The following is a 26,152-nucleotide window of genomic DNA, read 5'->3' as shown; positions in this document are numbered from 1 at the left end:
TAAATGATATTTAATCAAAATAGTGTAAGATCTGTCATTTAGCTTTCTTAAAATGGATAATACTTTGATCTGCTATTTCTTCTAAATGATTGGCATACCACTGCATCATATTCGCCCTATCTTGCAAGTATTGCGCCTTGTTATACACGCCCGCCACACCATCTTTTACATGAGCCAATGCAGATTCAATATGACGTTCATCAAAGCCACGATTGTTTAAAAGTGTACTGGCAATATGTCTAAATCCGTGGGGTGTTTGTCGCCCCTCATAACCCATACGGCGCAAAGCCATAATAAAAACCGTATCTGACTTTGGCTTACTCTTATCTGAACGACTTGGAAATAAAAAATCTGAATTTGTATCGTAGCTTTTAAGTTCTTTCAAAATTGCTATAGCTTGAGTCGGTAAAGGCACAACATGCTCACGGCGCTTCTTCATACGTTCTTCGGGAATATTCCAAACAGCATGTTCAAAGTCGAACTCATGCCATTTTGCACCACGCAATTCACTAGGACGACAAAACAACATCGCAAGCAACTGTAAGCCCATTCGTACATCCATAGTCGGATAATTATTTATAGCTCTAAGCAATGCAGGAAGCTCTTTTTCATCCACATGCGCCATATTGGTTTTTTTACCTTGCTCAAGATATTTCTGAATACCTTCTAAAGGATTGTAATCAATACGACCTGTGACCTTTGCATAATCGTAAATATCACGGCACATTGCCCGCATACGATTCACTTGCTCATAAATACCCTTTTCTTGTTGTATCCCTTTTAACAAGTTCATCCATTCAATTGGCTTAATTGTGGTGTACAAGCGTTTGCCAAAAATGGGAAATATATGCTTTTCCAATGCACCTTTATTTCTTGTCATGGTGTCAGATACCCATGAATTTAATTTTGTGTCTAACCACTCACGAGCCAACAACTCAAAAGTTGCATTGTTTTGTTCAAGTTCTTGCTGTTTTCTTTCCTGTTTAGAAATGATTGGATTTTCACCTTTGGATACATCATCTAAAAGTTCTTTAGCTTTCTTACGTGCTAACTGTCCACTAATTTCGGGATAACCGCCAAGCCCTAACCATGACCATTTACCATTGGGCTTTTTATATCTGAGTTGCCATGACTTGTTGCCATCAGGTTTTACTCGAATATATAAACCATTGCCATCAAGTTCACGATATTCCTTTTCATCAGCTTCAAGGTTAGCAAGTACCGTATCGGACAAAGGACGACGTTTAATTTCAGTTCTTTTCATTAACCTTGTATCCCTCGGATTCAATTTTTTATCAAGGATACACAGAGGGATACACGACACGCAATACTATATGCGTTTATGTTTAGTTATATTTAGGCAAGAAAAAAGGCTTAAACCCTTAAGATTTAAGCCTTTTCGTTTTATATTCAGTTATATTTCGTCATATAAAACTAGGTATTTGGTGGAGGTGGCGGGAGTTGAACCCGCGTCCGCCAGCACTACGCTCGAGAATACTACATGCTTAGATATCGTCTACTGTTTTAACTCTTTGTGACCCGACGAACAGGGTACAAATCGCGATCCTCTTAATTTAGTACAAAACCCCGAGGCTTGGTTTTATACGGACTTGTGTGCGTGCGCTTCAGTCGGACTCTCTAACCACAAGTATTCGGAGAGGCGGACAAGCTGCCCTTAGGCAGCTAGAGCGTATGATTCGTCGTTTGCGACTAAAAAATGCAAATTTGATTTACGAGAGAAAATGCGCTCTCGACATGCATCTATGAGTTTCATCACCAGCGTCGAAGCCAGAAACACCCCCAAAGTAGCGCCAATCATAGCATAGTTGCCAGAAAATACGATCTATTTTCTAAACAAACACACATATTGATGCGCTTAATTACATAATTGCGTTAATATTTTGGTTTTCAAGTCCAACAATAAAATAATTTATGAGCTACTTACTTGCACTCGACCAAGGAACCACTTCGAGTCGTGCCATTATTTTCAATGAACAAGGTCAAGTTCAGGCAACGGCACAACGCGAAACACGCATACACACCCCTCAATCTGGCTGGGTTGAACAAGATGCCCAAGAGATTTGGAGCTCACAAATTGCCGTTGTACAGCAAGCACTCGCCTCGGCTCGCATCCTTGCCAAAGACATTCAAGCCATTGGTCTCACCAACCAAAGAGAAACGACTGTCGTATGGGATAAACGTACAGGGCAACCACTTGCACCTGCCATTATTTGGCAAGATCGTCGTGCTTTTGAATGGTGCAACCAACTCCTTCAGCAAAACATGAGCCACAAAATTCAATCCAAAACAGGGCTTCGAATTGATCCTTATTTTAGTGCTGGAAAATTGGTATGGTTACTTGAACATGTCAACGGTCTCCGTAAATTGGCGACAGAAGGTCATGTAGCTTTTGGTACCATTGACAGTTGGCTCATTTGGAATCTGACTCAAGGCGCAAATCACGTCATCGAAGTTAGTAATGCATCTCGTACCATGCTGATGAATTTGAGTACCCAGCAGTGGGATGAAGAGCTATTAGAACTCTTTAATATTCCATCTACACTACTTCCTCAAATTATCAATTCAGATACCTATGTGGCCGATACTGCAACAGGACTACTTGGAGCCAATATTCCAATTACAGGGATTTTAGGTGACCAACAGTCTGCGCTGTTTGGCCAGTCTTGCTTTGAAAGTGGTACAGCTAAAAATACCTATGGCACGGGTTGTTTTATGTTGTTCAATACGGGGGACACCGTTCAGTACAGTAAAAATAAACTGCTTTCTACACTTGGCTGGAAAACGCAAAATCAAACCACTTATGCCTTAGAGGGTAGCGTATTTATGGCAGGAGCAATTGTGCAATGGCTACGAGATAATTTAGGCATTATTCAAAAAAGTGGCGATGTCGAAAAGCTGGCTTGTACAGTTAAGGATACCGATGGCGTTATCCTTGTCCCTGCTTTTACTGGACTTGGTGCGCCACATTGGGACAGTGAAGCTCGTGCATTACTATGTGGAATGTCACGTGGAACCAACAAAGCCCATATTGCACGTGCAGCTTTAGAATCTATTGCCTTCCAAGTCTCAGATGTACTGACCGCCATGCAAGCTGATATTCAGCAACCACTCAAAGAATTACGTGTCGATGGCGGTGCGAGTCAAAATGATATGCTTATGCAGTTTCAGGCAGACATTTTAAATGTGCCTGTTTTACGTCCTAAAATGCAAGAATCTACAGCATGGGGGGCTGCTGCCATGGCAGGTTTAAGGTCTGGTATCTTTTCTAACTTAGATGAAATTGCACAGTCTTGGCAACTTGAGCGTGCATTTGAACCCCAAATGAGCTCAGATCAACGTGATTTTCACTTACAGCAATGGCAGTCTGCATTAGAACGTGCAAAGTCTGAAATTTAATTCCTAATTCTATCGAATAAAATCTAGGGTTGAAAAAGAACATGCCAGTCAGTTCCTTAACTGACTGGCATGTTCTTTTTTAAGTGAATTTTTATGGTCTCAGTGTGCATGCCCTCCACCACCGACACCCAATTTAGGTTTAGGGCAAAGCCAAATAATGGCAGCAGCGAAAAGAAATACTAATGCTAAGATCAGAAAAATATAGTTTGCGGATAAGGTTAATGCTTCTTTATCGACTAGACTGGAAATATAAGCTAAAGCACTCTCCGAACTCATCCCCTGCTGTATTAACAGGGATTGGGTCTGGTCTGTATGTAAACTACCTGCCATTTCACTACGTGCAACTTTAGTGTGGTCATCCCAAATGGTAACGGCAACTGATGCCCCAATTGCCCCTGCCATGGTTCTTAAAAAGTTCATTAAACCTGCGGCAGATGCCATTTCATGTGGCAACACAGACGATAATGCCATATTCGACAGAGGAATAAAGAAGAAAGGCACAGCAAAACCTTGCAAGATTTGTGGTAATGCCAATGCGAAAAAGTCTGCGTCTGTGGTCCAGAATGAACGCATCAACGTCACCCCACCCAAGATACTCAAACCAAAACTCGCCAGTGCTCGTTGGTCATATTTGGTTGCTAGCTTTGCCACAACTGGCGACATGGTTAAACTACCAAACCCCATAGTTGCAGTTAAATAACCTGCCCAAGTTGCGGTATAACCCAAATTGATCTGTAGCCACTGCGGAATCAGCACAATACTGCCGAAAAAAGCACCAAAACCAAAGGCCAATGCTAAAACAGAAATAGTAAAACTACGGTATCTAAAGATTTGGATATTCACCACTGGATGTCGTTCGGTCAGCTCCCAAATGGTAAAGATCACCAGACCAATCACAGCGGTTAAAGCCAATACCACAATCACAGGGCTATTGAACCAGTCACGTTCATGCCCCAGATCGAGCATGAGTTGTAATGCCCCAATCCAAAGCACCAATAGCAATAAGCCCCCCATATCAATTTTCAGTTTTGCTGTTGCTGTTTCTGCTGGTTTTAATAAACGCATTGCTGCAAATGCACAGAAAATACCGACTGGAATATTGATAAAGAAAATCCAATGCCATGACATGTTGTCACTGATGGTTCCGCCTAAAATTGGACCCAGAATTGGACCAACCACAGTCGTCATTGCCCACATACCCATCGCTTGAGATTGTTTCTCAGGAGGGAAAATTCGCATCAGCAACATCTGACTGAGTGGCATGATCGGACCACCAAATAGACCTTGACCGATTCGGCAAAAAACCAACATTTCTAAACTGGTTGATAAACCACACAGTACTGAAAATACCGTGAAGCCTATTAGGCTTAAAATGAAAATTTTGACCCCACCGAAACGACCTGCAAGCCATCCCGTTAAAGGAACACATATTGCCTCAGCCACAGCATAGGAGGTGATCACCCATGTCCCTTGCGAACTTGATACAGCAAGACTTCCCGTAATATGAGGTACAGAGACATTGGCAATCGTCATATCTAGCACGACCATAAAGTTGGCCAAAGCAAGAACAAAGGCTGCCAGCATGAGGCGACCACCTTTTAAGTCGCCATAGGGAACGTAGCTATTCATAAGCAACTACTTCGATTTCAAGTCGATTTGAGCTTCCATAGATAAGCCAACACGTAAAGGGTGCTCAGTCAGTTCTTTCGGGTCAAGTTGGATACGCACAGGCAAGCGCTGTACGACCTTGATCCAGTTTCCTGTCGCATTTTGAGCAGGAATCAATGCAAAGGCAGAGCCCGTACCGCCTGAAAAGCCCAAGACTGTGCCATGAAATTCAACCGAATCCCCATATAAGTCTGAGGTTAAAATAGCCTTTTGACCTGGACGTACATTTTCAAGCTGACTTTCTTTAAAATTCGCATCGACATATAACTGTGAAATAGGAACCAACATCATGAGTACTGAACCCGGTGCCACACGTTGTCCAACTTGGATTTTCCGGCTTGTCACCACACCATCAAAAGGCGCTTTTATTTCTGTACGTTCTAGGTCTAACAAAGCTTGTTTTAATTTTGCTTGTGCCACTAAAACATCAGGCATCGAGTTTTCATTGCTACCCTGAATTAAGGCTTCATTGGCAGCCAAATTGCTTTGTGCCGCTTTTTGGCTCGACTTTGCTTGAGCTAAACCAGCCTGTGCCAAGTTATAGCCGGCTTGCGCATTATTGAATGTGGCTTGTGCAGTACTCAACTCTTCTTTGGAAATTGCCCCTGTTGCACTCAACTGCTGGCGACGGTTCAAGTCATCCTGTGCTTTATTTAGCTCAGCTTGGGCTTTAGCCACTTGCGCTTCAGCACTGTGAATGGCGTCATCACTTACAAAGACTTGCGAGTTTAAAGAGCTACTGTTGGCGGCACTTTGTTTATATTGGCGCTGTGCTTTAAGTAATTCAGCTTGAGCTTGGGCTACAGCAATTTCAGCATCACGATGATCCACTAAAACCAGCACATCACCTTTTTTCACATTCTGAGTATCACTGACCAAGACTTTTTCAACTTGACCTGTCACCATAGAGGTAATGGATGCCGTTTCTGCACCCACATAAGCATTGTCTGTAGAAACTGAATGTTGAAAAAACAGTTTCCAAACCAAGTATAAAACGGCAGCAATAATCAGAATTAGAGCAACAAAAGTTAAACTTTTCTTCCGTTTTGCTTTCAGTGTTTGATCACTAATTTGATTGGCTGTATCAGTATCTGGCAGTGTATTTGAGGCATCTGTCATTGATTTTTCCTAAATCTAACAGACTTGGTCAGCCGGCATCATCCCTTCTAAAGGGACATCAGACAAAAAACTTGTCTGCATTGGTGTCGATGAGAAAGTCACTATAAAATTTGATGCATTTTACGATTAGATAATCATATTTTGAGAATATAATTTGTAACTGCACAGTCTTTTTTAGTTTTTAGCACCCAACTTCCTGCTGAGTGCTATAAATTTCACTTAATTATTAGTCGTTTAGTCATATAGACCTAATATGCATACGAAGCAATAGCTGTTGCAATCGCTCGATCTTCATCATTCACCATGGTCATACGCATCGTACAACCTTTACGCCCCAATCTCAGGGTTTCAGCACGTGCAATAAAATATTTTCCACGTCCCGGCGCAAGATAATCAACCCGCATATCTACTGTCGCTAAACGTGATACTTTTTTGATGGTATCTGCAATCGTGTCAGGTTCGGCTTTTTTATACAGCTCCCCCATCGCCACAATACCACCAACACTATCCAAGATCGTTGCAGCCACGCCACCATGTAAAATCTGGAACGCGACATTACCAATTAAGTAATCCTGCATATCTATATAGGCTTCAATCTGTCCATTGACTACACACATGCTCATACTGTTGTGCTTAAAAAATGGCGATGCATTAAAAGCCTTGACCAATTGCTCAAAAACCACATCAATATCCACTTTCGCTCCTAAGTGTATGCTGCCCGTCCAGCTTTTTTCACCACTATTCATAACACCCTGCTTTAGCATGCAAACAATAAAAACCTATCCAAATCTGCCCAAAACCACCAGATAGGTCTACAATACTGACCTAGTTTAATACTGATTATCGAGATTTTTATGACCTATACGTTCAATCGTCCCGCGTTTCCCGCTACTCGCATGCGTCGTATTCGTAAAAATGAACATCTGCGCTCTATGGTCCGTGAGACTCATTTAACGCCAGATCATCTCATCTATCCAGTATTTGTCCTGCCAGGACAGAAGCAAACCCAAGATATTCCCAGTATGCCAAATATTCAGCGCTTATCTGCTGACTTACTTGTCAAAAAGGCGGAGCGTTTACTTGAACTTGGTGTATCGAAACTCGCACTATTTCCAGTGACTCCTCAAGAAGATAAAAGCCTCAGTGCCGAAGCAGCATGGCGTGAAGATGGTTTGGTTCAAAACACGCTACGTCTGCTCAAAAAAGAATTGCCTGAAATGGTGCTGATTACCGATGGTGCACTTGATCCATATACCACGCATGGTCAAGATGGCATTATTGATGAAACAGGTTATGTACTCAATGACGAAACCGTTGAGGCACTAATTAAACAAGGCTTAAGCCACGCGGAAGCGGGTGCTGATATTTTCGCACCCAGTGACATGATGGATGGTCGTATCGGTGCCATCCGTCAAGCCTTTGAAGCCAATGGCCATATCTACACCTCGATCATGGCCTATTCAGCAAAATATGCATCAAGTTTCTATGGTCCTTTCCGCGATGCAGTCGGTTCATCGAGCAACCTTAAAGGTGGCAACAAATACAACTATCAAATGGATGTCGGCAACCGCGCAGAAGCCTTACATGAAATCGCCCTTGATATTCAAGAGGGCGCGGATATGGTAATTGTCAAACCAGGTATGCCTTATTTGGACATTGTTCGTGAAGTCAAAGACACTTTTGGCGTCCCGACTTTCGTTTACCAAGTCAGTGGTGAATATGCCATGCTTGCCGCAGCCATTCAAAATGGTTGGTTATCGGACAGCGTGATTATTGAATCACTGATGAGTTGCCGCCGCGCAGGTGCCGATGGCATCTGGACCTATTTTGCAGAAGAAGCGGCACTCAAACTGAAAGACATGAAGTAAAAGAAATACACCAGAAGGATTGAGTTGCAATGCATATTGCCATTATTGGTGCAGGTATCAGTGGATTACTGACAGCGCTTGAGCTGATTGAACACGGTTGTTCAGTGGAGATTTTTGACCAACAACAAGCAGGACAAGCGGCCTCATGGGCAGGTGGAGGTATTCTCTCTCCGATGTACCCGTGGCGCTATCCACAAAGTGTCAATGACCTCGCCAAATATGGCAAAAGCATGTATCAAGCATGGAATGAAAAAATTAGCCCCGTTTCAGGGATAGATTTTGAAATCCATGAAACAGGTATGCTAATTTTTGACGAAGCTGATTTTGATATTGGTCTAAATTATAAAGAACAACATCAGGAACCGATGCAGCAGTGTGAACTTTTACAACGCACGCAACTGGAACAGATCAATCCACGTATTTCAACGCGCTTTCAACAAGCCATCCATTTTCCACAGTTAGCTAACGTCCGCAATCCCCGACTGCTCAAGTCGATTGTGGAATATCTCAAACAGCTATCACAAGTCACTTTCCATGAGCAAGCATGGGTACATAGGTTTGACATAGTCAATCAGCAAGTTCAAGGGGTAAAAACTGCTGATGGTCAAAGTTATCATGCAGATCATGTGGTGATTGCAACAGGCGCATGGTCACAGCACTGGTCCGAACAACTCCAATGCAGCATTCCAGTGAACCCTGTACAAGGGCAAATGTTGCTGTTTAAAACCCCTGAAAACTGGCTCCCAACAATGTGTATGAATCAGGTCATGTATCTGATTCCACGTTTAGACGGTCATGTCGTTTGTGGCTCAAGCATGGCGGATGTCGGTTTTGACCAACGCCCCTCCCTACAAACCCAACAAAATATTTATAAAGCCTGTGTGGACATGGTGCCAGAACTGGCTGATTTCCCAATTGTGAAGCATTGGGCAGGTCTACGCCCAAGTTCACCAACGGGCGTCCCTTATATCGGAGCATTTCCTGAAATTTCCAATCTTTGGGCAAACTTCGGCCACTATCGAAATGGTCTGTGTATGGGACCCGCATCTGCACGGCTACTGCGTGAGTTAATGTTGGAGCACCCATTAACTGTTGATGCGACTGCCTATACTCCAGAACGTTTAGCACATTTTGCGTGATGATGCTTCACCACAATCCCGCTTTGGGCTGAATGAGATGAAGCAATGCTTCTTTTAAAGTCGGATACTTAAACTCAAAGCCTTGATTGCTCAGCGCTTGCGGACGGACAAACTGACCATTTAACACCAGTTGAGACTGCTCGCCTAAGAGCAATTTCAACACAAAAGCAGGCAAAGAAAGTAAAGGTTTACGTTTTAGAATTTGAGCTGCGGTTTGTGCAAACGCCGACTGGGTGACTTTTTCTGGACTGACGACATTAAAGACCTGCTCAGTCGTTTCATGTAGCATCAAAAACTCGATCGCTCGCAACACGTCTTGAATATGCACCCATACCACAGGTTGTCGTCCTGAACCAATTCGAGCACACAGATTCATTTTAATCGGAAACAACATTTGCGGCAGAATGCCCGCCCCGCGTCCAAAGACCACCCCCAAGCGGATGATTTTGGTATTTTGCGTTGTGTTTTGCCGCGCAGATTGCTCCCACTTTTGACATAACTCCGACATAAAAATCGACTGCGGTGGAGACTGTTCTGTACAACGTTCTGTCCATTGTTCAGTCGGGTCAATACCATAATAGCCCACCGCTGAGCCTGAAATAATGCATTTCGGTTGGATATTTCTTTTGGCTAGATACTGATAGAGTGTTGTCGTCATTTCAACACGACTGGCAATCAGCTTTTGTTTGCGGGCATCTGTCCAACGCCCTTGAGCAATACTTTCCCCCGCCAGATTTACCACATAATCAATTCGATCATGTTTCAATTCATCCAAGGTTTGAATCCAGATTAAATGTGGATGTATTTTTGAAAGATTCTTCTGCCGACTTAAACCAATGACTTCATAATCTTTTTCTAATAAATAATTAAGCAAGTTTGAACCAATAAAACCACTCGCTCCTGTCACCAATACACGTTCTTTTTGCATAGCGTGATCTCAAATGATACTTTTCACCAGACTATAGCATTTAGAAGAAAGCTTTACGATTAAGCGACAATTTTTGCCGCCATACGTTCTGCTTGTTTGCCATAGAACCAATAGGTCAGCAAACAAAGTGGAATGGCAACCAGTAAAAACATAATTACGATAATCGCGACGAACTGTGGCTGTTGCAGATAAAGCATAAAGTTTTGTCCCACTTCAGCATCAGCTTGGGCAAAAATGAATAAACCAAGCAAAAGAAAAGCCAAGTTATAGCCCCAAAATATCAGGCTAAAACCCAAAGTAAATTTTTTACGTTCAGCTTGGGTCGGCGCACGGCGCTGTTGTTTAATAAATTTTTGGAGCACCCAAATCATAGCCACCAAATACGGTACAGCTGTTAATACACCGCCCAAACCTGTAGGTAGCAGTGCTGCTAACACACCGCATACGCAGCTAAAAATAAAACACAAGAAAAAAAACCAAAGAAAATATCGTGTTAGTGATACCATAGCGCTGCTTACAACCTAGCTAAAAACTCATTATAAAAAAAATTCAATTTTTTTTCATTTTCATGTCAACCAATCGAAGTTGAGTTGCGTTAAATAGGGTACAAGGTCGCAGCAACCGTCAAAATATTGTACTGGCATCCACAATACGTACGGTGACCTTTCCTAGAGCAATAAGATTGGCTCCAAATTTAAATGTTGTTAGCAGCCAACATTTAAGCATGAAGCAGTTTTCTTTGACCGACGATTTCATCATCACTCGAATCGTCGGTCTTTATTTTTTGGGCAACTGATTTTTTAGAACTTCCCCACCATCAATAGATGAGGAAGCAAAGAATAGATTAATAATACGTTAAATGTTGAACAGCAGACTCATCTTGAATAACGTAGCCATTTCGTCCTTGTTCTTTAGCCAAGTATAAATTTCGATCTACTTCTTTTAAGAAGGTCATTTTGTCATGATTAAACATAGGCACAATTGTCTTTACTCCTAGACTGACGGATAAACGCTGATCTAATGGCGATGAACTGTGACAAATATCGGCTGTCCGAATACTCTGCAAAATACGTTCTACAATTTCAATGGCAGCATCTTGAGATGTATCTGGTAAAACCAAAACAAACTCTTCCCCACCAAAACGTGCAACTAAATCACGTGGACGCGACACATTTTTTTTCAACAATTGTGCAATTTGTTTGAGGCATGCATCCCCCAAAATATGACCATTATAATCGTTGTACTGTTTAAAATAGTCGATGTCTAATAACATTAATGTCAGTGGTTTCTGCTCACGCTGCGCATTAAGCCACTCACGTTGATAGCAATCTTCAAAGAACCGACGGTTTGCAATACCCGTAAGGCCATCTTGATACGAATATTCTTCCAATTGCTTTTTCAGCGTTTCTAACTCTTGTTCCTGTCTTTTGCGCTCAGAAATATCGAACATGAATCCGACCAGACTGTCCACTTCCCCATCTGGCTTTCTAACCACGTGAACCACATCGCGGATCCAAATATACTCCCCGTCAATAGTCAGCGCACGGTAGTCTGCCTCATGGTCGACACCAGAAATCGACTGTGCCACGCAAAAATCAACCACCCATGCCCGGTCATTTTCATGCATACGCATTGCCCAGTCTTCAACAGTTCTCCATGAATCCTGTTTCCAACCTAATACTTTTTCAATTTGTGGGCCAATATAACTAAAAGTTTTGGTTTCCCAATCTATGCTCCAAGGAATAGCAAGTGTTGATTCAATCAGCGTCTTATACACCAGATCATTGACGATACGGGGCGAATTGAAAATAGAATCAGACATAGTTATTTTCTCCTTATACCCAGTCTTACTCGATAAATGATTTATTGTTTTTTAACCTTCTTCATAAATCATTGTTATAAATTATTGAAATTGAATACTTAATCAATTTTTACATTTTTTTATGCATACGAAACGATATACAATTTCATTCAGATACATAATAGCTCATAAAAAGAACATTTTTTAATCATATTTAATCTTTTTACTATAGTGTTAATCAAACACATCCATTACTTTCCTTTTCACATAATAATCCCGCCATATCTCAGTGTCATGCAACTTATAGCTATCAGCTCAATCATCTACGTCAAGGTTTGACGTAGAGCTGATGATTATCCTTCGAACAAGTTTGATTTATGTTAGCTTATAGCTCTATTGCGTTTTGAGCTTGGGGCATCTATGGCTGTTCGTTTTTTTCATACATCGGATTGGCATCTGGGACAGTTCTTTTATAACCATTCCCGCCAGTATGAACATGAACAGTTTTTAGCATGGTTACTACAACAAATCAGTGAAAAACAACCGCATGCTTTACTTATTGCAGGAGACATTTTTGATGTCATCAATCCTGCATCCAGTGCACAGAAACAACTGTACCAGTTCTTAGCCGATGCGCATGCACGTGCCCCCCACATGCAAACGCTCATGATTGCAGGCAACCATGACTCAGGTTATCGCATTGAACAAGTTGAACCTTTACTGGCGAAATACAATGCCAAAGCAGTCGGTGTCATTCATAAAAATACTGAACAACAAATCGACCTTGAACATCTATTGGTGCCCATTTTAGATGAACAACAGAATATTGTGGCATGGTGTCTGAGCCTGCCCTTTTTACGCCCCGCTGAAATTACAGGCGTTAATGAACACACCACCAATAGCCAAAACGCGATTGCCTATTTGCATCAACAACTGATTGCCGAGGCCAAAGCCCGCAAAACAGCAGATCAAGCCCTGATTTTAATGTCTCATGCACATATGCAAGGTGGCGAAACCTCAGACTCTGAACGTCCGATTGTGATTGGTAATGAAGAAGCACTCTCAACAGCATTATTTGATGAAATCATTGACTATGTAGCACTCGGGCATTTACATAAACCGCAAAAAGTCAGTGAAGAGCATATCCGTTATAGCGGCTCACCCATCCCCCTGTCATTTAGTGAAATTAACTACAAACATCAAGTTCTTGAAGTGACACTTGACCCCTTACAGAAAGATGCCTCACGTTTCCAGTTAAATGTACTCGCTATACCACGTAGTATTCAACTGCATAAAATACGGGGGGAGTTACATGAGGTGCTGGACAAACTCAAAGCCTTACCAGCAGGTGAAATTGAGCTGATTGATCAACGTGAATATGTCGATATTGAATATCATACAGCTGTTCCGCCTCAGCCCAATTTAAGACAACAGTTTGAAGATGCCCTGCCTAAAAATCGTTATCGTTTAGTCCGTATTTCACGTCAGTACTTAGCCACGGAGCAAGACCTCAATGCCCCTGCTAAAGTAAGTTTAGAACCGCCCACACCAGAAAAACTGTTTCAGCAAATTTGGGAAAAACAGGGTTATCAGCATGATGCCGCTGTGCTACAGGATTTTATGAGTTTAATGCGTGAAGCTGAACAATCCCTTGAAGATGGATACGAGGCTTAAAGGTTTACTATGAATATTGTTTCCATTCGAATAAAAAACCTTGCTTCACTTTCTGGCGAACACTTGATTGATTTTGAAAGTGATCCTTTAGCCAGTGCAGGGCTTATTGCCATTATAGGGAAAACAGGTGCAGGCAAATCTACCATTTTAGATGCAATGTGTTTGGCACTGTTTAACCGTATTCCACGCCTCAAAGACAGCGATGGAAAAATTCAAGATGTCGATGGCTCAGAACTACTCACCAATTCCCCACTGACCGTACTGCGTCGTGGTACCGCGCATGGTTATGCTGAACTTTGCTTTATTGCACAAGACCAAAAACGCTATATCGCTCGATGGGAATTGAAACGTTCACGAGAAAAAGCTGACGGGAAACTACAAAACGTACAGCGCTATTTAAAATGTGTCACCGATGGTGTCGTTGTTGCGGATAAAGCCAAAGCCGTCGATGAAAACATCAAACGTATTACCCAGTTGAGCTTTGAACAATTCACGCGCGCTGTTCTACTGGCACAATCCGAAGTTACTGCTTTTTTAAAAGCACGAGACAATGAGCGCGGCGAATTATTGGAATATCTCACCAATTCGGCTATTTTTGGCAAAATTGGACAACTGGCTTATGAGAAAACCAAACTGGTCGCGACTCAGCGCAAAGAGCTAGAAAATGTATTGGGTCATATTGAACTGTTAACCGATGAGCAAGTTGCAGAACTATCCGCACAATTCCAACATAGTGACCACAGCTATCAACAACTCGAAGCCCAAAAGTCACAACTGCAAAAACAACAGCAATGGTTTGAAAGCAAGCAGAAACTCGACAGTGAAATCATCATTAAACAACAACTGGTCGAAGCACAGTATAAGTTACAACAGGAATTAAACCCTGAGCGTGAACGCTTGGCTCGTTTAGAGATCTTCTCAGAAGTTCGACCTATGCTGTTCCAACAACAACAGCTACTTCAAACCAAACAACAACTGCTGCCCCGCCTGCAAAAACAACAACAGTTATTTGATCATTTACTCACGCAATTTGAGACTGAAAAAGCTCAATTCATACAAGCTGAAACGGCAGTGAATGAACTACAACAGTTTGAAAGTACCCATCATGATGCATTGAATGATGTACGTAAATGTATTCAAGAACGTGATTTTATCGGGGCTGAGTTTAAGAAAGCTCAGGAAAAATTGCAGGCTTTAGAACAGTCTAAGCTCCCCCTAACCCAGCAACAACAAAAGCTTGAACAGCAGATTCAGCACATTGAGCGTCAGCAAACCGAGTGTAAGCAGCAACTGGAAAGTTCACAACAGTTTACAAGCTTAGACCAAGGCCTCAGCGCCCATGTCCAACAACTCGAACAGTTTATTCAACAATACCAAAACATTGAATATCAACTCGGGCAACAAACTCAAGTAGAACAGCAACTGTCAGAACAAAAGATAAAACTACAACAGTCCATACAACAGTTTGGTCACATCGAAGAGCTGGAAGTTAAGATTGCGCAAGCACAGCAGCAACGAGAGTTGAAGATCAATCAGCTCAGTCAAATTGAGCAAATTCAGCAAAAAGTTCAACAGTTTTTTGAATTGAAGACTGATATTGCACAACAGCAAGAACAGCTCAACAGTGCTCAAACTCAGCAACAAGCCTTACAACAGCATACGCTGCAAGCAGATCAGGCTTTTCAATCAACCAAAAGTGAACGCATCCAACTACAACAAGTTTTACAACAGCAACGGCTTTTACATGCTGAGAATGTTGAACATTTACGTGCTGAACTCCAAGAGGGCGAACCTTGTCTTGTCTGTGGAAGTACATCACATCCTTATAAAATGGAAGATACTGCGCTCTCCAAAGCCCTGTTTGAGCTTCAACAACAGCAGGAACAACAAGCAAACCAAAAAGAGCTCGAAAGCTTTCAAGCTTGGCAGCAAGCACAGCAACAACTCACCAAACTCAATGCAGAAATAGAACAACGCAAAACACTAATCCAGCAACTTTCTGAAAAAATCAGCCCATTACAAAGCGTGCTGATTGCACACGGTAAAACAGCAGATATTGCACTCGACCTGACACAAACAAAATCAGAAATAAACATGCAATTTGAGCAGATCATTCAGCAACATACGCTCGATCTACAGCAACTCAAACAGCAATCTGAGCAGTGCCAACATAATATTAAAACCCAGCAATACTGCATCCAAAACATTCAACAGACTGAACACTTGCTACACACAGCAAATAGTTTGCAAAACCAAGTTCAACACATTGCCCAGTATTTATCTGATGCTGAAAAAACAGTTTGGCAACAACAGACTAGCTTGGCTGCACAGCAACTGTTAGTACGTCTAAAGACTCGTGCACAGCAACTAGAACAACTGGAACAATGGCGTCAGCAACTCGATCAGACCAATCAACAGCTCAAGACCAATCAACAGAATCTTGATCACACGAGCCAACACATCAGAGAAACCGCTGAACGGCTTAGTGAGATCAAACAAAAAGGACAGCAGAATACAGAAATAGCCAATCAATTGATCCAACAGATGACAGGCTTAACGGGTATTAAAGCCAACGAATGGCTTATTCAACACGATCATCAGCGCCAACAGACACAAAGCCATTACCAACAGATCAAGCAACATTTTGAGCAATTACGTCATCAATTTGAGCAAGACAAAAGTCAGCTAAAACAACTTCAAGCACAATTACAGCAAAACCAAAGTAGTGCAGATGATGTGGAAAATACAATCCAGCATTGGCTCAAAGAACATCCTGAGTTTGAACTGCAAGACTTAAAAACGCTTGCTGAAATTAACCCTGCACAAGTGCAACAGATCCGTCAAAAATTACAGCATGCTGAACGCCTACTGAATGAAGCCGATGCTGCTTTGAAAACCATACAAGAACAATTGCAAGAACATCTCAAGTATCAACCTGAGATTGATCCACTACAGTTAGAGCAACACATGCAGGAGCATCAGGTTGCACTCAATAATCAACTTGAAATACGCGATCAGCTCAAACTGAAACTTGAGTTACAACAGCAAAATGTGGTGAAACAAAAACAATTTGTCGATCAAATTCAAAACATTCAACAAGAAGAACATCGTTGGGGGAAAATATCAGGTCTGATGGGCGATGCTACGGGCAAGAAATTCCGTGATTATGCGCAGCAATATAATCTTGATATTTTACTGGAACATGCGAACCAACAGCTCAACCAACTCTCACAGCGTTATACCTTAAAGCGTTTGGATCACTCGCTCAGTCTAGCTATTATTGATCATGACATGGATGGAGAAACCCGCTCCGTTGCATCACTCTCAGGAGGCGAGTCTTTCTTGACTGCCCTTGCCCTATCTCTTGCCATCGCCAATATGGCCTCGGGCTCAATGAAAATCGAATCGCTGTTCATTGATGAAGGCTTTGGGACTTTAGATGCATCATCGCTACACATGGTCATGAATGCTCTCGATCAACTACAAAACCAAGGCCGTAAGGTGGTGCTGATTTCACACATCCAAGAAATGCATGAACGTATTCCTGTCCAAATCCAAGTTAAAGCTCTAGGCGCAGGTGCCAGTACCATTGAGGTGGTGGGATAATTTCAACTTTTTTAATGGTCTAAGTTTGATCTTTTTTTTTAAGATACAGTTCCCTGCTAAAAATAATAGGAGCATCCTACTTAATGTAAGTGCTCCCACTAAACGCCATTTCAATAGAGAAAGCAGAACGCCAACTTTTAATCCGCTGGGAATGCTTTTGGTGGTGGTGCATATTTAGATGCATCAGTTGCCTTGTCCACTGCCGTAGCAGACTCTAACGGATAAATGACTGTACCAATCACACCTGTATTTTGGATGGAACCATGAGCTGAATTTGCCGCATAAGCCTCTTCAGGTCGACTAAAGGTAAAAGATGCCACCGCGGAATCGCTCTTACGGAAACCTTCAATGATCAGCTCACCCTGTGGACGAAGCACATAACCTGAGTTGCTACGAGATGCGGAACGCCCATTAATCACATCTAAACCATCCACACTGGCAACCACTTCAAAGGTGCTATTGCTATGGTTTTGGTATTTGAGTTGATAACTTTGTCCATCTTTGCCAGATAAATAATACTGCTGACCATCTCGAAATAAAGGCAGTGGACGCTGTGCATCATTTATAATTGAAAAACTGATTTTTCCGGCCGCCAAAGAAATACTATTCACCGCTTTGCCTGTATATGTTTTACTGGCATAGCGAACTTGTGATTCAGCAATTGGACTGCTGGATAAACGTTTTAAATTCACTTCTGTTACGTTTGAACGAAGCTCATCACCCCATTTCGTACCCAATTTTTCAGCTCGAGAAACCGTCGCGTTTAATGCTGTTGGTTCAGCTGTCACTTCCTCCATGTGAGTATTTGTACTACTACACGCTGCCAAAAATAAACTCAGCATCAGAGAGAGAAATAAATAAATTTTTTCCATTTTTGGGTTCATCCTAAATGCAGTTTTTATCATTGTCAGAGTGTCTGTTCCAATAACTCAGTAACTTAAATCTACAAGCAATTCAATCAGTTTAAATGAAGCCTATTTTTTCAGCAGCGTTTTAGTTTTATAAAATTGTAAGTTAAGTCTTCTCAGCATATTTGAATACCAAGAAGCTTTTTTGACCTTAATGCCTCAACAGCTCAATGTGGTGAATAGTCTCTCGCCCCAAACAAAGCTGTTCCAACACGCACCATGGTTGAACCCGCAGCGATTGCCTCATTCATATCTGCCGACATCCCCATACTAAGCGTATCCCAGTCTTCTGGATGTGCATGCTGTGCTTTCACTTGCTCAAATAGCACTTTCGCCGCCGTAAAAGCCTGCACATTGTTTGGTGCTGGAATGACCATCAAACCACGCAGTTTGATGTAAGGCAACTGACTAATGCTTTGTACCAGCTCAGAAACCTCGTTAGGTTGACAGCCATCTTTGCTGTCCTGACCATCAATGTTAACCTGTAGACAAATATTTAAGGCTGCTTGGGTGGCAAGTCGCTGAGTCGATAACCGCTCAGCAATAATTAAACGATCTACCCCATGCACCCATGCAAATTTTTCAGCCAAATGTTTGGTTTTATTGCGTTGTACATGTCCTATAAAATGCCATTCAATATCTAAATCCTGTAACACCTCAATCTTCTGCAGAGCCTCTTGCAGATAATTCTCACCAAAGGCACGTTGACCGCAAACGTACATGTCTCGTAACACTTCACTTGGATGTGTTTTCGAAACGGCTAAAAGCTGCACAGATTGTACATCACGCCCTGAAACCTCACAGGCCTGCTGAATTTGGGATAACACATGTTGACGTGAGTTTTGCAGGATATTCATTGACGAGGGTCTCATTTCAGTCATCTTTTTTGCTTTGCCTTTCAACAAACTGTTGGTTAAGTTGTTTGAAAGCCTTATTATTCTATCAAAATAATTAGCATTTATATGATCTCGGGGAAATTATGGATATCACAGAATTACTAGCCTTTGCTGCTAAGAACGGTGCGTCAGATTTACACTTATCTGCGGGTATGCCACCGATGATTCGTGTCGATGGTGAGGTTCGTCGAATTAATTTACCAGCTTTAGAACACAAAGAAGTGCATAAGTTGGTTTATGACATCATGAATGACAAACAACGTCGTGATTTTGAAGAATTATTAGAAACAGACTTTTCCTTTGAAGTCCCAGGCATTGCACGTTTCCGTGTGAATGCATTCAACCAAAACCGCGGTGCTGGTGCTGTATTCCGTACTATTCCATCCAAAGTTCTGACTATCGAAGACTTGGGTATGGGACAAATCTTTAAAGATATTTGTGAATTTCCGCGTGGTATCGTACTGGTAACAGGTCCGACTGGTTCGGGTAAATCAACTACACTGGCCGCTATGGTTGACTACATTAACGACAACCGTTATGACCATATTTTAACCGTTGAAGACCCCATCGAATTTGTGCACCAATCAAAAAAATGTCTCGTGAACCAACGTGAAGTGCACCGTGACACACATGGCTTTAATGAAGCACTACGTTCTGCTCTGCGTGAAGACCCTGATATTATTCTCGTAGGTGAGATGCGTGACCTTGAAACCATTCGTTTGGCACTCACAGCAGCTGAAACAGGTCACTTGGTCTTTGGTACATTACATACCACCTCTGCTGCAAAAACGATTGACCGTGTGATTGACGTATTCCCTGCTGAAGAAAAAGACATGGTTCGTGCCATGCTATCTGAATCTCTACAGGCCGTCATTTCTCAAACCTTACTCAAGAAAAATGGCGGTGGACGTGTTGCCGCGCATGAAATCATGATTGGTATTCCTGCCATTCGTAACTTAATTCGTGAAAACAAAGTGGCACAGATGTATTCTGCTATTCAGACTGGTGCAAACTACGGCATGACCACACTGGACCAAAGTTTGAAAAATTTGGTCACTAAAGGGGTGATTAGTCCACAGACCGCACGTACTGCTGCTAAACAACCTGAAACATTCTTATAAGAAAACAATGGATTTGGGGTAGAGATATGGATTTTAACGACTTACTCAATTATATGATTCAACAAAAAGCGTCAGATTTATTTATCACCGCTGATGTTGAACCTTCAATGAAAATTAACGGTCAAATTGTGCCTGTAGCTAAAGGCAAACTGACAGGTGATGTCGTAGGACAACTGCTGAACTCCATCATGAGCGAGAAGCAGCGTAAAGAATTTGCGGATACACGTGAGTGTAACTTCGCGATTATGAATCGTGATAAAACTGCGCGTTTTCGTGTCAGTGCCTTTCAACAACGTGATATGCCAGGTATGGTTTTGCGTCGAATTGAGACCAAGATTCCAACCATGGACGAGTTAAAACTTCCACCTGTACTCAAAGAACTAGCGATGACCAAACGTGGCATCATCATCTTTGTGGGTGCAACAGGTACAGGTAAATCAACCTCGTTGGCTTCAATTATTGGGTATCGTAACCAGAATTCGAAAGGTCATATTATTACCATTGAAGACCCGATTGAATTTATTCATGAACATGCAGGCTGTATTATTACCCAGCGTGAAGTCGGCATTGATACGGACTCTTTTGAAATCGCGCTGAAAAACACCTTGCGTCAGGCACCTGATGTGATCCTGATTGGTGAGATTCGTTCCCGCGAAACCATGGATTATGCAATTGCCTTCGCGGAAACGGGGCACTTGGTATTTGCAACACTGCACGCCAACAACGCCAACCAAGCCATCGACCGGATTATTCACTTCTTTGAAGCAGACCGTCATAGCCAATTGTTTATGGACTTATCTTTAAATCTTAAAGCGATGGTTGCTCAGCAGTTGATTCCAACACCAGATGGTAATTCACGCCGTGCTGCCATTGAAATTTTGATTAACTCACCGTTAATTTCCGATTTGATCCGTAAAGGCGAAATCCACGAAATTAAAGACTTGATGAAGCGTTCTCGTGAACTTGGTATGCAAACCTTTGACCAAGCCTTGTTTGATTTGTACAAAGCCAAGCAGATTACCTATAAAGATGCGCTGAAACACGCTGACTCACCAAACGACTTACGTTTACAAATCAAATTATCAGAAGAAGGCGGCGATCGTCTATTGCATGCCAGTGCAAATATCACGTTTGATGGACAAGCTTAATTTTATTCGTTCAAACTAAAAAAAGGGCTTCTCATGAAGCCCTTTTTTATATCTTAGATGAACATCTTACTTTTTACGTAGCGCGTCTTGGCATTCAGTAGCATCACAATAACCGTACAGGTTCAACGAGTGTCCGGTTAAAGTAAAGCCATGTTTTTCAGCAACTTCATGCTGCTCGTGCTCAATCACTTCATTCGTAAATTCAACCACTTTATTGCAGTTTTGACACACAATATGATCATGATGATCATCTTGCATAATTTCAAAAACAGAGTGGTTATTTTCAAAGTGATGGCGCTGAATAATACCCGCTGCTTCAAATTGCGTTAACACGCGGTAAACAGTTGCTAAACCGACATCTTCACCTTGTTCAAGTAAAGTCTTATAAATATCTTCCGCACTTAAATGGTGTTGTTTTGAATTTTCTAATAGTTCTAATATTTTAATTCGTGGAAGTGTAACTTTAAGTCCAGCTTTGCGTAGATCTTGATTTGAAATTGGCATGTAAAAAGGTCTCTCAACAAATTTAAAGTTAGAATATGCAACAAAGTGTAGATGCAGTATGATCTATCCGTGGCTCAATTGCATCATAATTAATTTGGGATAGTGTAGCAAAATGCAAAAAATCATGTTGACGTTATTCGTCACTTCACTGCTCGCAGGTTGTTCGACCTTGGGCGTTTATAAAGTTGATATTCCTCAAGGTACACCATTAACTCAAGCACAAGCGTCAAAAATACAAGTTGGCATGAGCCATCAACAAGTTCGCTTTTTACTTGGCAGCCCTACGCTTTCAGATCCAATGAATCCACTACGTTGGGACTACATCTACAATTATACCCCAGGAACCTATGCTAAAAAAGCCAAGATTCCTGCTGCGCATGGGCAACACCTGCAAATCTACTTTGACTCAAATGGTATTGTCCAAAAAATTGAAGGCTTAGAAAGCATCCCTGAATCTCAGCCAGGCTTACCAGCATCGAAAGAAGCGATTCTAAACGCGCCCCCACTATAAAGCCTTATAATAAAAAAGAAACCCCTCAACAGAGGGGTTTTTCATATCACTTCGATTGTTTTAAGCGATTGCCTTTGGCAAAGCGCCCCACAGGGTTATTTTCTGCACGTATCCGACGAATATCTTTAGGATTAATGCTTAAAGCTCGATAAATTTCAACGCGATCCCCAGCTTGTAATATCTGCGCATGCTCTTTTAAACGAACACCAAAAATACCCAGTTGTAATGGTTCTGGTAATTCAACTTGAGAACAAATACCGCTCAGTTGAATCGCATCCAATGCCGTCATCCCCTCAGCAAACGGAACCCGGAGATGAAACTGCTGGTTTGCTGTTGCATAAGCAACCCAGACGTAGTGAAGCTGGCTCATTAGATCAATTTTCCAAGCACAGCCACAATAGCCAATACAATAGAAACGGGTAAGACCACACGCACCGCAATACGCCAAATATTATAAAAAGCTTCATTGCTAAAGTTCATTGACTTACGTAAATGGCTAATTTTCATAATCCAACCAGCAAAAATGGCATAAATCAAACAAATCACTAAGCCCCAAAGCATCAGTAAGATGTTAAAAATCGGACCAGTCGCTGGAATCAACCAAACCAATGTCGCAGCCAGAAGTATCAACCATTGAATGACCACATTCAGTTGACGCTGTGCCAACTGTTCACGTGCCATCTGCAACAACACGGCCGCTGCTGCAACTGCAGTCAACGCAATGGCATACGCAGGTAATGCTGCTTGTACTGCAAAAAATGCAAAAGCAACCACGGCTAAAATTTGTGCAATCCAAATGGGTAGAACCGTCTTGCTTGCAGCATCTTGCTGTTGAACCTGTAGCAGGCTATTTTGCCAGTACAGACCGAGTCCTAAACCACTTGCCACTAATGCCAATACCGTTGCACTGCCCCATTCTGAGAATTCAACAGGCGTCACTTGCCATTCAGCCGCACCAGCTCCAGAGACATTGGCTACGACTAATGAAACGATTACACCAACAGCCGTTAGGGCTAAAATTAGCTTCCGTGGTGCAAAAGACAAAGCGATGGCAACCACAGCCAAACCACCAAAAATCACGGGTGATATACTATCTGGCAGTGCATATTGATTCAGGAGCTGTGCAGCATTAGAGAGCATGCCACCTGCCAAGAAAGGAATAAAGACAACTGCAAGCCAACCCACAAGACGCCAAGTTTGTGATGCATCTGCATCACGGGTTAAACTTGATAATGCGTTTAATGCCGTAGTTTTTGAACGCTTTGCTAAGGCAATTTCTAAATAACACACAGGTAAAGCCAAGATCAGCATGGTAAATAACCAGAGCAACCAAAAGTCGAGCTGACGTTCAACCTGAATTCCCACCAATGGTGCAAGTGTGGCAATAATAATAAATGATAAACAAAATGCCATCAGCGGCGATAACCATCGTGACATAGCATTGTCTTGCATGATGCGTTCCTTCAATAAGTCTTGCGCTATTTTGCCTTGCTCTCTTATGAAAATCAAAAACAAAAAGCAAACCACCAAAACTGATGATTTGCTGCGCTAAATATAATTAAAATTTATTGTTTTTATCCCTTGTTATGCTCACTTATGAAAAGAAGCGAGCAAACCAGTTTTTCCCTTTTTTCTTTTCTTTTTCTTTGATGATCCCCATCATGTTTTCTTTCACTGCCCCGACATAGTCAGCATCATCGTGTTGAATATGATTAATCAGCCATTTCGACAATACTTCATGCAACTCAGCTTCAATCGACTGTCCTAACTCAAAACGGTCACGATAAGATTCAATTTTTTTAATAAATAAATCATGCACACGCTTATGTGGTACACGGTATTTATAACCCGCCTCTTCTTGAAGAGATTCTTCAAAAGTAAAATGAGATTGTGTGTAATCAATAATATTTTCTAGAATTTGCTTTACACGTGCACGATCAGTATCAACATCAATTGCTTCAATTTCATTAATGTAATCTAAAATACGACGGTGCTGATCGTCAATCACATCGATACCAGTATTATATTCTGGAACCCACTTCATTATCATTCCGACCACCCAATAAAAATTAATAGATTAATTACATGAATTAATCATATCGGTTAGTGATGAAAATAAAAGTGAATCAATTTAGTAGGGTTTCTGATATTAGCATCATATTCAATATAAGTAATTATTTTATATCAAAATATTAATTTAAACCCGAGCAAAAGAATAAGTTATTTTTTAACCAATTTATTATTTTTAATACACAAAAAATAATAAAAACATGCTTAACATTATTATCAGCATGCTTTTATATTTTATCTATTTTGGAATAATTTAATATTGATCTGCTTTGGTCACTCTTTTTAATGATGGGTCTTTAGCTTCCCGGACTAAGCGTTCTACATGCGTCATTTCATGCCGTATCGCTTTGCCATATTGAAATAAAATCATTTCCCCTGGTGCAAAGGCCGTCCATGCTTCATTTTGAGTTAAAGGCTCTGTAGTAATCACAGCGACTCGATCCTCTGCAGTAGTGACTTGACTAAAATCCACTTCAACATCAAGGTCAATCAATTGCGCGGGTTTAAATGGGTACTCTCGCACCAACCAATGCAGTTTGGTAATAGCGTAACTAAAAAGTGCCTGCCCATTAGACAAACAAAAATTGAACGTACCATGTTCCGCAATCCGTGGAGAAATATCGGTTAATAAATCAAAAACTTGATCTAAACTTGGCTCAACATAACCAAATTTGTTCACTAACTGATCTAGCAAATAACAAAATGCACGTTCACTGTCAGTATTCCCCACAGGGGTAAAACGTCCTGACAGTACAGGATCAAAGTCATGCAAATCGCCATTATGCGCAAAAATCCACTGTCGCCCCCATAGCTCACGGCTAAATGGATGTGAGTTTTCTAAGTTAATTTTTCCCTGCGTCGCTTTGCGGATATGGGCAATCACATTGCGTGATTTGATCGGATAGTTCCGAATTAATTCAGCAATCGGTGACTCAACTGCAGATTGATTATCAACAAACAAACGACAGGCTTTATTCTCAAAAAATGCAATTCCAAAACCATCACAATGATCTGAGGTAATCCCCGCCCGCTGCGAAAAGCCTCGAAATGAAAAGGTAATATCAGTCGGTGTTGCACAATTCATTCCGAGCAGTTGGCACATAATCTTGATCTTATTTCAAACATATTTATTTATGATGGTTTTATTGTGCATGAGTCCTGACTGGCTTGCAATTCACAATGCTTCATAACCCGAACACATTCGGGCATAAAACCATTTTTATAAAACGTATAGGCTTAAAAAAAGCCTCCGAGGAGGCTTTCAAAATACTTAGTGTTTACTGCGGTTGGTAATCAATGTACCCACACCATGATCGGTAAAAATCTCCAACAGTGTTGCATGTGGCACACGACCATCCACAATATGCGCGCTCACCACACCACCTTTCACCGCATCTAGCGCACAGCCCACTTTCGGAATCATCCCGCCGTAGATCACGCCCGTTTCAATGAGACGGTCAACTTCTTGAGTGGTTAAACCCGTAAGTAGGTTTTTATTTTCATCTAAAACACCTGAAATATTGGTCAACAAAATCAGCTTTTCAGCACCAAGGGCTTCAGCTACTTTTCCAGCCACTAAATCTGCGTTGATGTTGTAGGTATTGCCCTCTTCATCCACACCTAAGGGTGCAATCACAGGAATAAAATCACCACTGCTAAACATCTCCAATACATCAGTTTTAACACTGGTCACTTCACCGACTAGGCCAAGATCAATTTTTTGTACTGTGCCATCTTCCGCAGTTTTTTCCATCAGTAACTTTTGTGCACGCAG

The 26,152-nt window shown here is 41.6% G+C and carries 23 protein-coding genes and 1 other RNA gene; 8 read left to right on the top strand and 16 right to left on the bottom strand.

The window, feature by feature from the left end:
* Positions 1–34 precede the first annotated feature (34 nt).
* Both B4F08_RS16705 and ssrA read right to left on the bottom strand, forming a co-directional pair.
* The gene (locus B4F08_RS16705) at positions 35–1,264 is read right to left on the bottom strand and encodes a tyrosine-type recombinase/integrase (RefSeq protein ID WP_291375455.1); all 1,230 of its coding nucleotides are present in this window, start codon (positions 1,262–1,264) and stop codon (positions 35–37) included.
* Positions 1,265–1,443: 179 nt separating this feature from the next.
* Positions 1,444–1,802: a transfer-messenger RNA gene (ssrA, locus tag B4F08_RS16700) on the bottom strand.
* 130 nt (positions 1,803–1,932) lie between these two features.
* Here ssrA and glpK point away from each other — a divergent pair.
* Positions 1,933–3,417, top strand: a complete 1,485-nt coding sequence (glpK, locus tag B4F08_RS16695; RefSeq protein WP_119064987.1) for a glycerol kinase GlpK — start codon at positions 1,933–1,935, stop codon at positions 3,415–3,417.
* Between the two features lie 99 nt (positions 3,418–3,516).
* Here glpK and B4F08_RS16690 read toward each other — a convergent pair whose 3' ends face one another.
* From B4F08_RS16690 to B4F08_RS16680, 3 genes are all read right to left on the bottom strand, one after another.
* Positions 3,517–5,046: a DHA2 family efflux MFS transporter permease subunit gene (locus tag B4F08_RS16690; RefSeq protein WP_291375453.1), complete on the bottom strand. Its 1,530-nt coding sequence runs from the start codon at positions 5,044–5,046 to the stop codon at positions 3,517–3,519.
* A 6-nt stretch (positions 5,047–5,052) separates the two neighbouring features.
* Entirely contained in the window at positions 5,053–6,204 is a 1,152-nt protein-coding gene (locus B4F08_RS16685; protein ID WP_110974858.1) for an efflux RND transporter periplasmic adaptor subunit, read from the bottom strand.
* A gap of 248 nt (positions 6,205–6,452) precedes the next feature.
* Complete coding sequence (locus B4F08_RS16680; RefSeq protein ID WP_291375451.1) at positions 6,453–6,950, bottom strand: thioesterase family protein; 498 nt, start codon at positions 6,948–6,950, stop codon at positions 6,453–6,455.
* Positions 6,951–7,058: 108 nt separating this feature from the next.
* Between B4F08_RS16680 and hemB the strand changes: the two genes are divergently transcribed.
* On the top strand, positions 7,059–8,072 hold the full coding sequence (hemB, locus tag B4F08_RS16675) for a porphobilinogen synthase (RefSeq protein WP_291375449.1): 1,014 nt from the start codon (positions 7,059–7,061) through the stop codon (positions 8,070–8,072).
* Positions 8,073–8,101: 29 nt separating this feature from the next.
* The gene (thiO, locus tag B4F08_RS16670) at positions 8,102–9,211 is read left to right on the top strand and encodes a glycine oxidase ThiO (RefSeq protein WP_291375448.1); all 1,110 of its coding nucleotides are present in this window, start codon (positions 8,102–8,104) and stop codon (positions 9,209–9,211) included.
* Between the two features lie 7 nt (positions 9,212–9,218).
* Here thiO and B4F08_RS16665 read toward each other — a convergent pair whose 3' ends face one another.
* The 3 genes from B4F08_RS16665 to B4F08_RS16655 all read right to left on the bottom strand — a co-directional run bounded on the left by B4F08_RS16665 (position 9,219) and on the right by B4F08_RS16655 (position 11,961).
* Positions 9,219–10,139 (bottom strand): TIGR01777 family oxidoreductase, encoded by a 921-nt coding sequence (locus B4F08_RS16665; protein ID WP_291375447.1) that lies wholly within the window; start codon positions 10,137–10,139, stop codon positions 9,219–9,221.
* A 59-nt stretch (positions 10,140–10,198) separates the two neighbouring features.
* On the bottom strand, positions 10,199–10,645 hold the full coding sequence (locus B4F08_RS16660) for an ABZJ_00895 family protein (RefSeq protein ID WP_086208191.1): 447 nt from the start codon (positions 10,643–10,645) through the stop codon (positions 10,199–10,201).
* Between the two features lie 338 nt (positions 10,646–10,983).
* Positions 10,984–11,961 carry a GGDEF domain-containing protein gene (locus B4F08_RS16655; RefSeq protein ID WP_291375446.1) on the bottom strand — a complete coding sequence of 326 codons (978 nt, stop codon included), beginning with the start codon at positions 11,959–11,961 and terminating at the stop codon, positions 10,984–10,986.
* 399 nt (positions 11,962–12,360) lie between these two features.
* On the opposite strand from B4F08_RS16655, the gene B4F08_RS16650 reads away from it, so the two are divergent.
* Together B4F08_RS16650 and B4F08_RS16645 are read left to right on the top strand one after the other, a co-directional pair.
* Positions 12,361–13,614, top strand: coding sequence for an exonuclease SbcCD subunit D C-terminal domain-containing protein (locus B4F08_RS16650; protein ID WP_291375444.1), 1,254 nt, complete (start codon positions 12,361–12,363; stop codon positions 13,612–13,614).
* A gap of 9 nt (positions 13,615–13,623) precedes the next feature.
* On the top strand, positions 13,624–17,220 hold the full coding sequence (locus B4F08_RS16645; protein ID WP_291375443.1) for an AAA family ATPase: 3,597 nt from the start codon (positions 13,624–13,626) through the stop codon (positions 17,218–17,220).
* Between the two features lie 137 nt (positions 17,221–17,357).
* Here the strand turns inward: B4F08_RS16645 and B4F08_RS16640 are convergent, their stop codons facing one another.
* The gene (locus B4F08_RS16640) at positions 17,358–18,092 is read right to left on the bottom strand and encodes a hypothetical protein (protein ID WP_291375441.1); all 735 of its coding nucleotides are present in this window, start codon (positions 18,090–18,092) and stop codon (positions 17,358–17,360) included.
* A 203-nt stretch (positions 18,093–18,295) separates the two neighbouring features.
* The gene (locus B4F08_RS16635; protein WP_291375439.1) at positions 18,296–18,985 is read right to left on the bottom strand and encodes a YggS family pyridoxal phosphate-dependent enzyme; all 690 of its coding nucleotides are present in this window, start codon (positions 18,983–18,985) and stop codon (positions 18,296–18,298) included.
* Between the two features lie 122 nt (positions 18,986–19,107).
* Here B4F08_RS16635 and B4F08_RS16630 point away from each other — a divergent pair, with 122 nt between their 5' ends.
* Positions 19,108–20,145: a type IV pilus twitching motility protein PilT gene (locus B4F08_RS16630; protein ID WP_086208197.1), complete on the top strand. Its 1,038-nt coding sequence runs from the start codon at positions 19,108–19,110 to the stop codon at positions 20,143–20,145.
* 26 nt (positions 20,146–20,171) lie between these two features.
* The gene (locus B4F08_RS16625; RefSeq protein WP_291375437.1) at positions 20,172–21,293 is read left to right on the top strand and encodes a PilT/PilU family type 4a pilus ATPase; all 1,122 of its coding nucleotides are present in this window, start codon (positions 20,172–20,174) and stop codon (positions 21,291–21,293) included.
* Positions 21,294–21,359: 66 nt separating this feature from the next.
* On the opposite strand, the gene fur is transcribed toward B4F08_RS16625, so the two are convergent.
* Entirely contained in the window at positions 21,360–21,797 is a 438-nt protein-coding gene (gene fur / locus B4F08_RS16620; protein WP_086208199.1) for a ferric iron uptake transcriptional regulator, read from the bottom strand.
* 112 nt (positions 21,798–21,909) lie between these two features.
* Between fur and B4F08_RS16615 the strand changes: the two genes are divergently transcribed.
* Positions 21,910–22,308 (top strand): outer membrane protein assembly factor BamE, encoded by a 399-nt coding sequence (locus tag B4F08_RS16615; RefSeq protein WP_086208200.1) that lies wholly within the window; start codon positions 21,910–21,912, stop codon positions 22,306–22,308.
* 46 nt (positions 22,309–22,354) lie between these two features.
* Here the strand turns inward: B4F08_RS16615 and B4F08_RS16610 are convergent, their stop codons facing one another.
* From B4F08_RS16610 to argB, 5 genes are all read right to left on the bottom strand, one after another.
* A complete protein-coding gene (locus tag B4F08_RS16610; RefSeq protein WP_086208201.1) occupies positions 22,355–22,678 on the bottom strand; it encodes an RnfH family protein in 324 nt (107 codons plus the stop codon).
* Positions 22,678–23,760, bottom strand: a complete 1,083-nt coding sequence (locus B4F08_RS16605) for a hypothetical protein (protein ID WP_291375436.1) — start codon at positions 23,758–23,760, stop codon at positions 22,678–22,680. The genes B4F08_RS16610 and B4F08_RS16605 overlap by 1 nt, the downstream gene beginning before the upstream one ends.
* Positions 23,761–23,902: 142 nt before the next feature.
* Positions 23,903–24,358: a bacteriohemerythrin gene (locus B4F08_RS16600; RefSeq protein WP_086208203.1), complete on the bottom strand. Its 456-nt coding sequence runs from the start codon at positions 24,356–24,358 to the stop codon at positions 23,903–23,905.
* Between the two features lie 273 nt (positions 24,359–24,631).
* The gene (locus B4F08_RS16595; RefSeq protein ID WP_086208204.1) at positions 24,632–25,480 is read right to left on the bottom strand and encodes a class II glutamine amidotransferase; all 849 of its coding nucleotides are present in this window, start codon (positions 25,478–25,480) and stop codon (positions 24,632–24,634) included.
* A 168-nt stretch (positions 25,481–25,648) separates the two neighbouring features.
* Positions 25,649–26,152, bottom strand: a 504-nt coding sequence (argB, locus tag B4F08_RS16590; protein WP_291375434.1) for an acetylglutamate kinase, incomplete at its 5' end; no start/stop codon positions are given.

Source organism: Acinetobacter sp. UBA6720, assembly GCF_002454215.1.
Lineage (GTDB): Bacteria > Pseudomonadota > Gammaproteobacteria > Pseudomonadales > Moraxellaceae > Acinetobacter.
The sequence above is the reverse complement of the archived record's forward strand: the minus strand, read 5'-3'. Positions and strand labels throughout refer to the sequence as shown.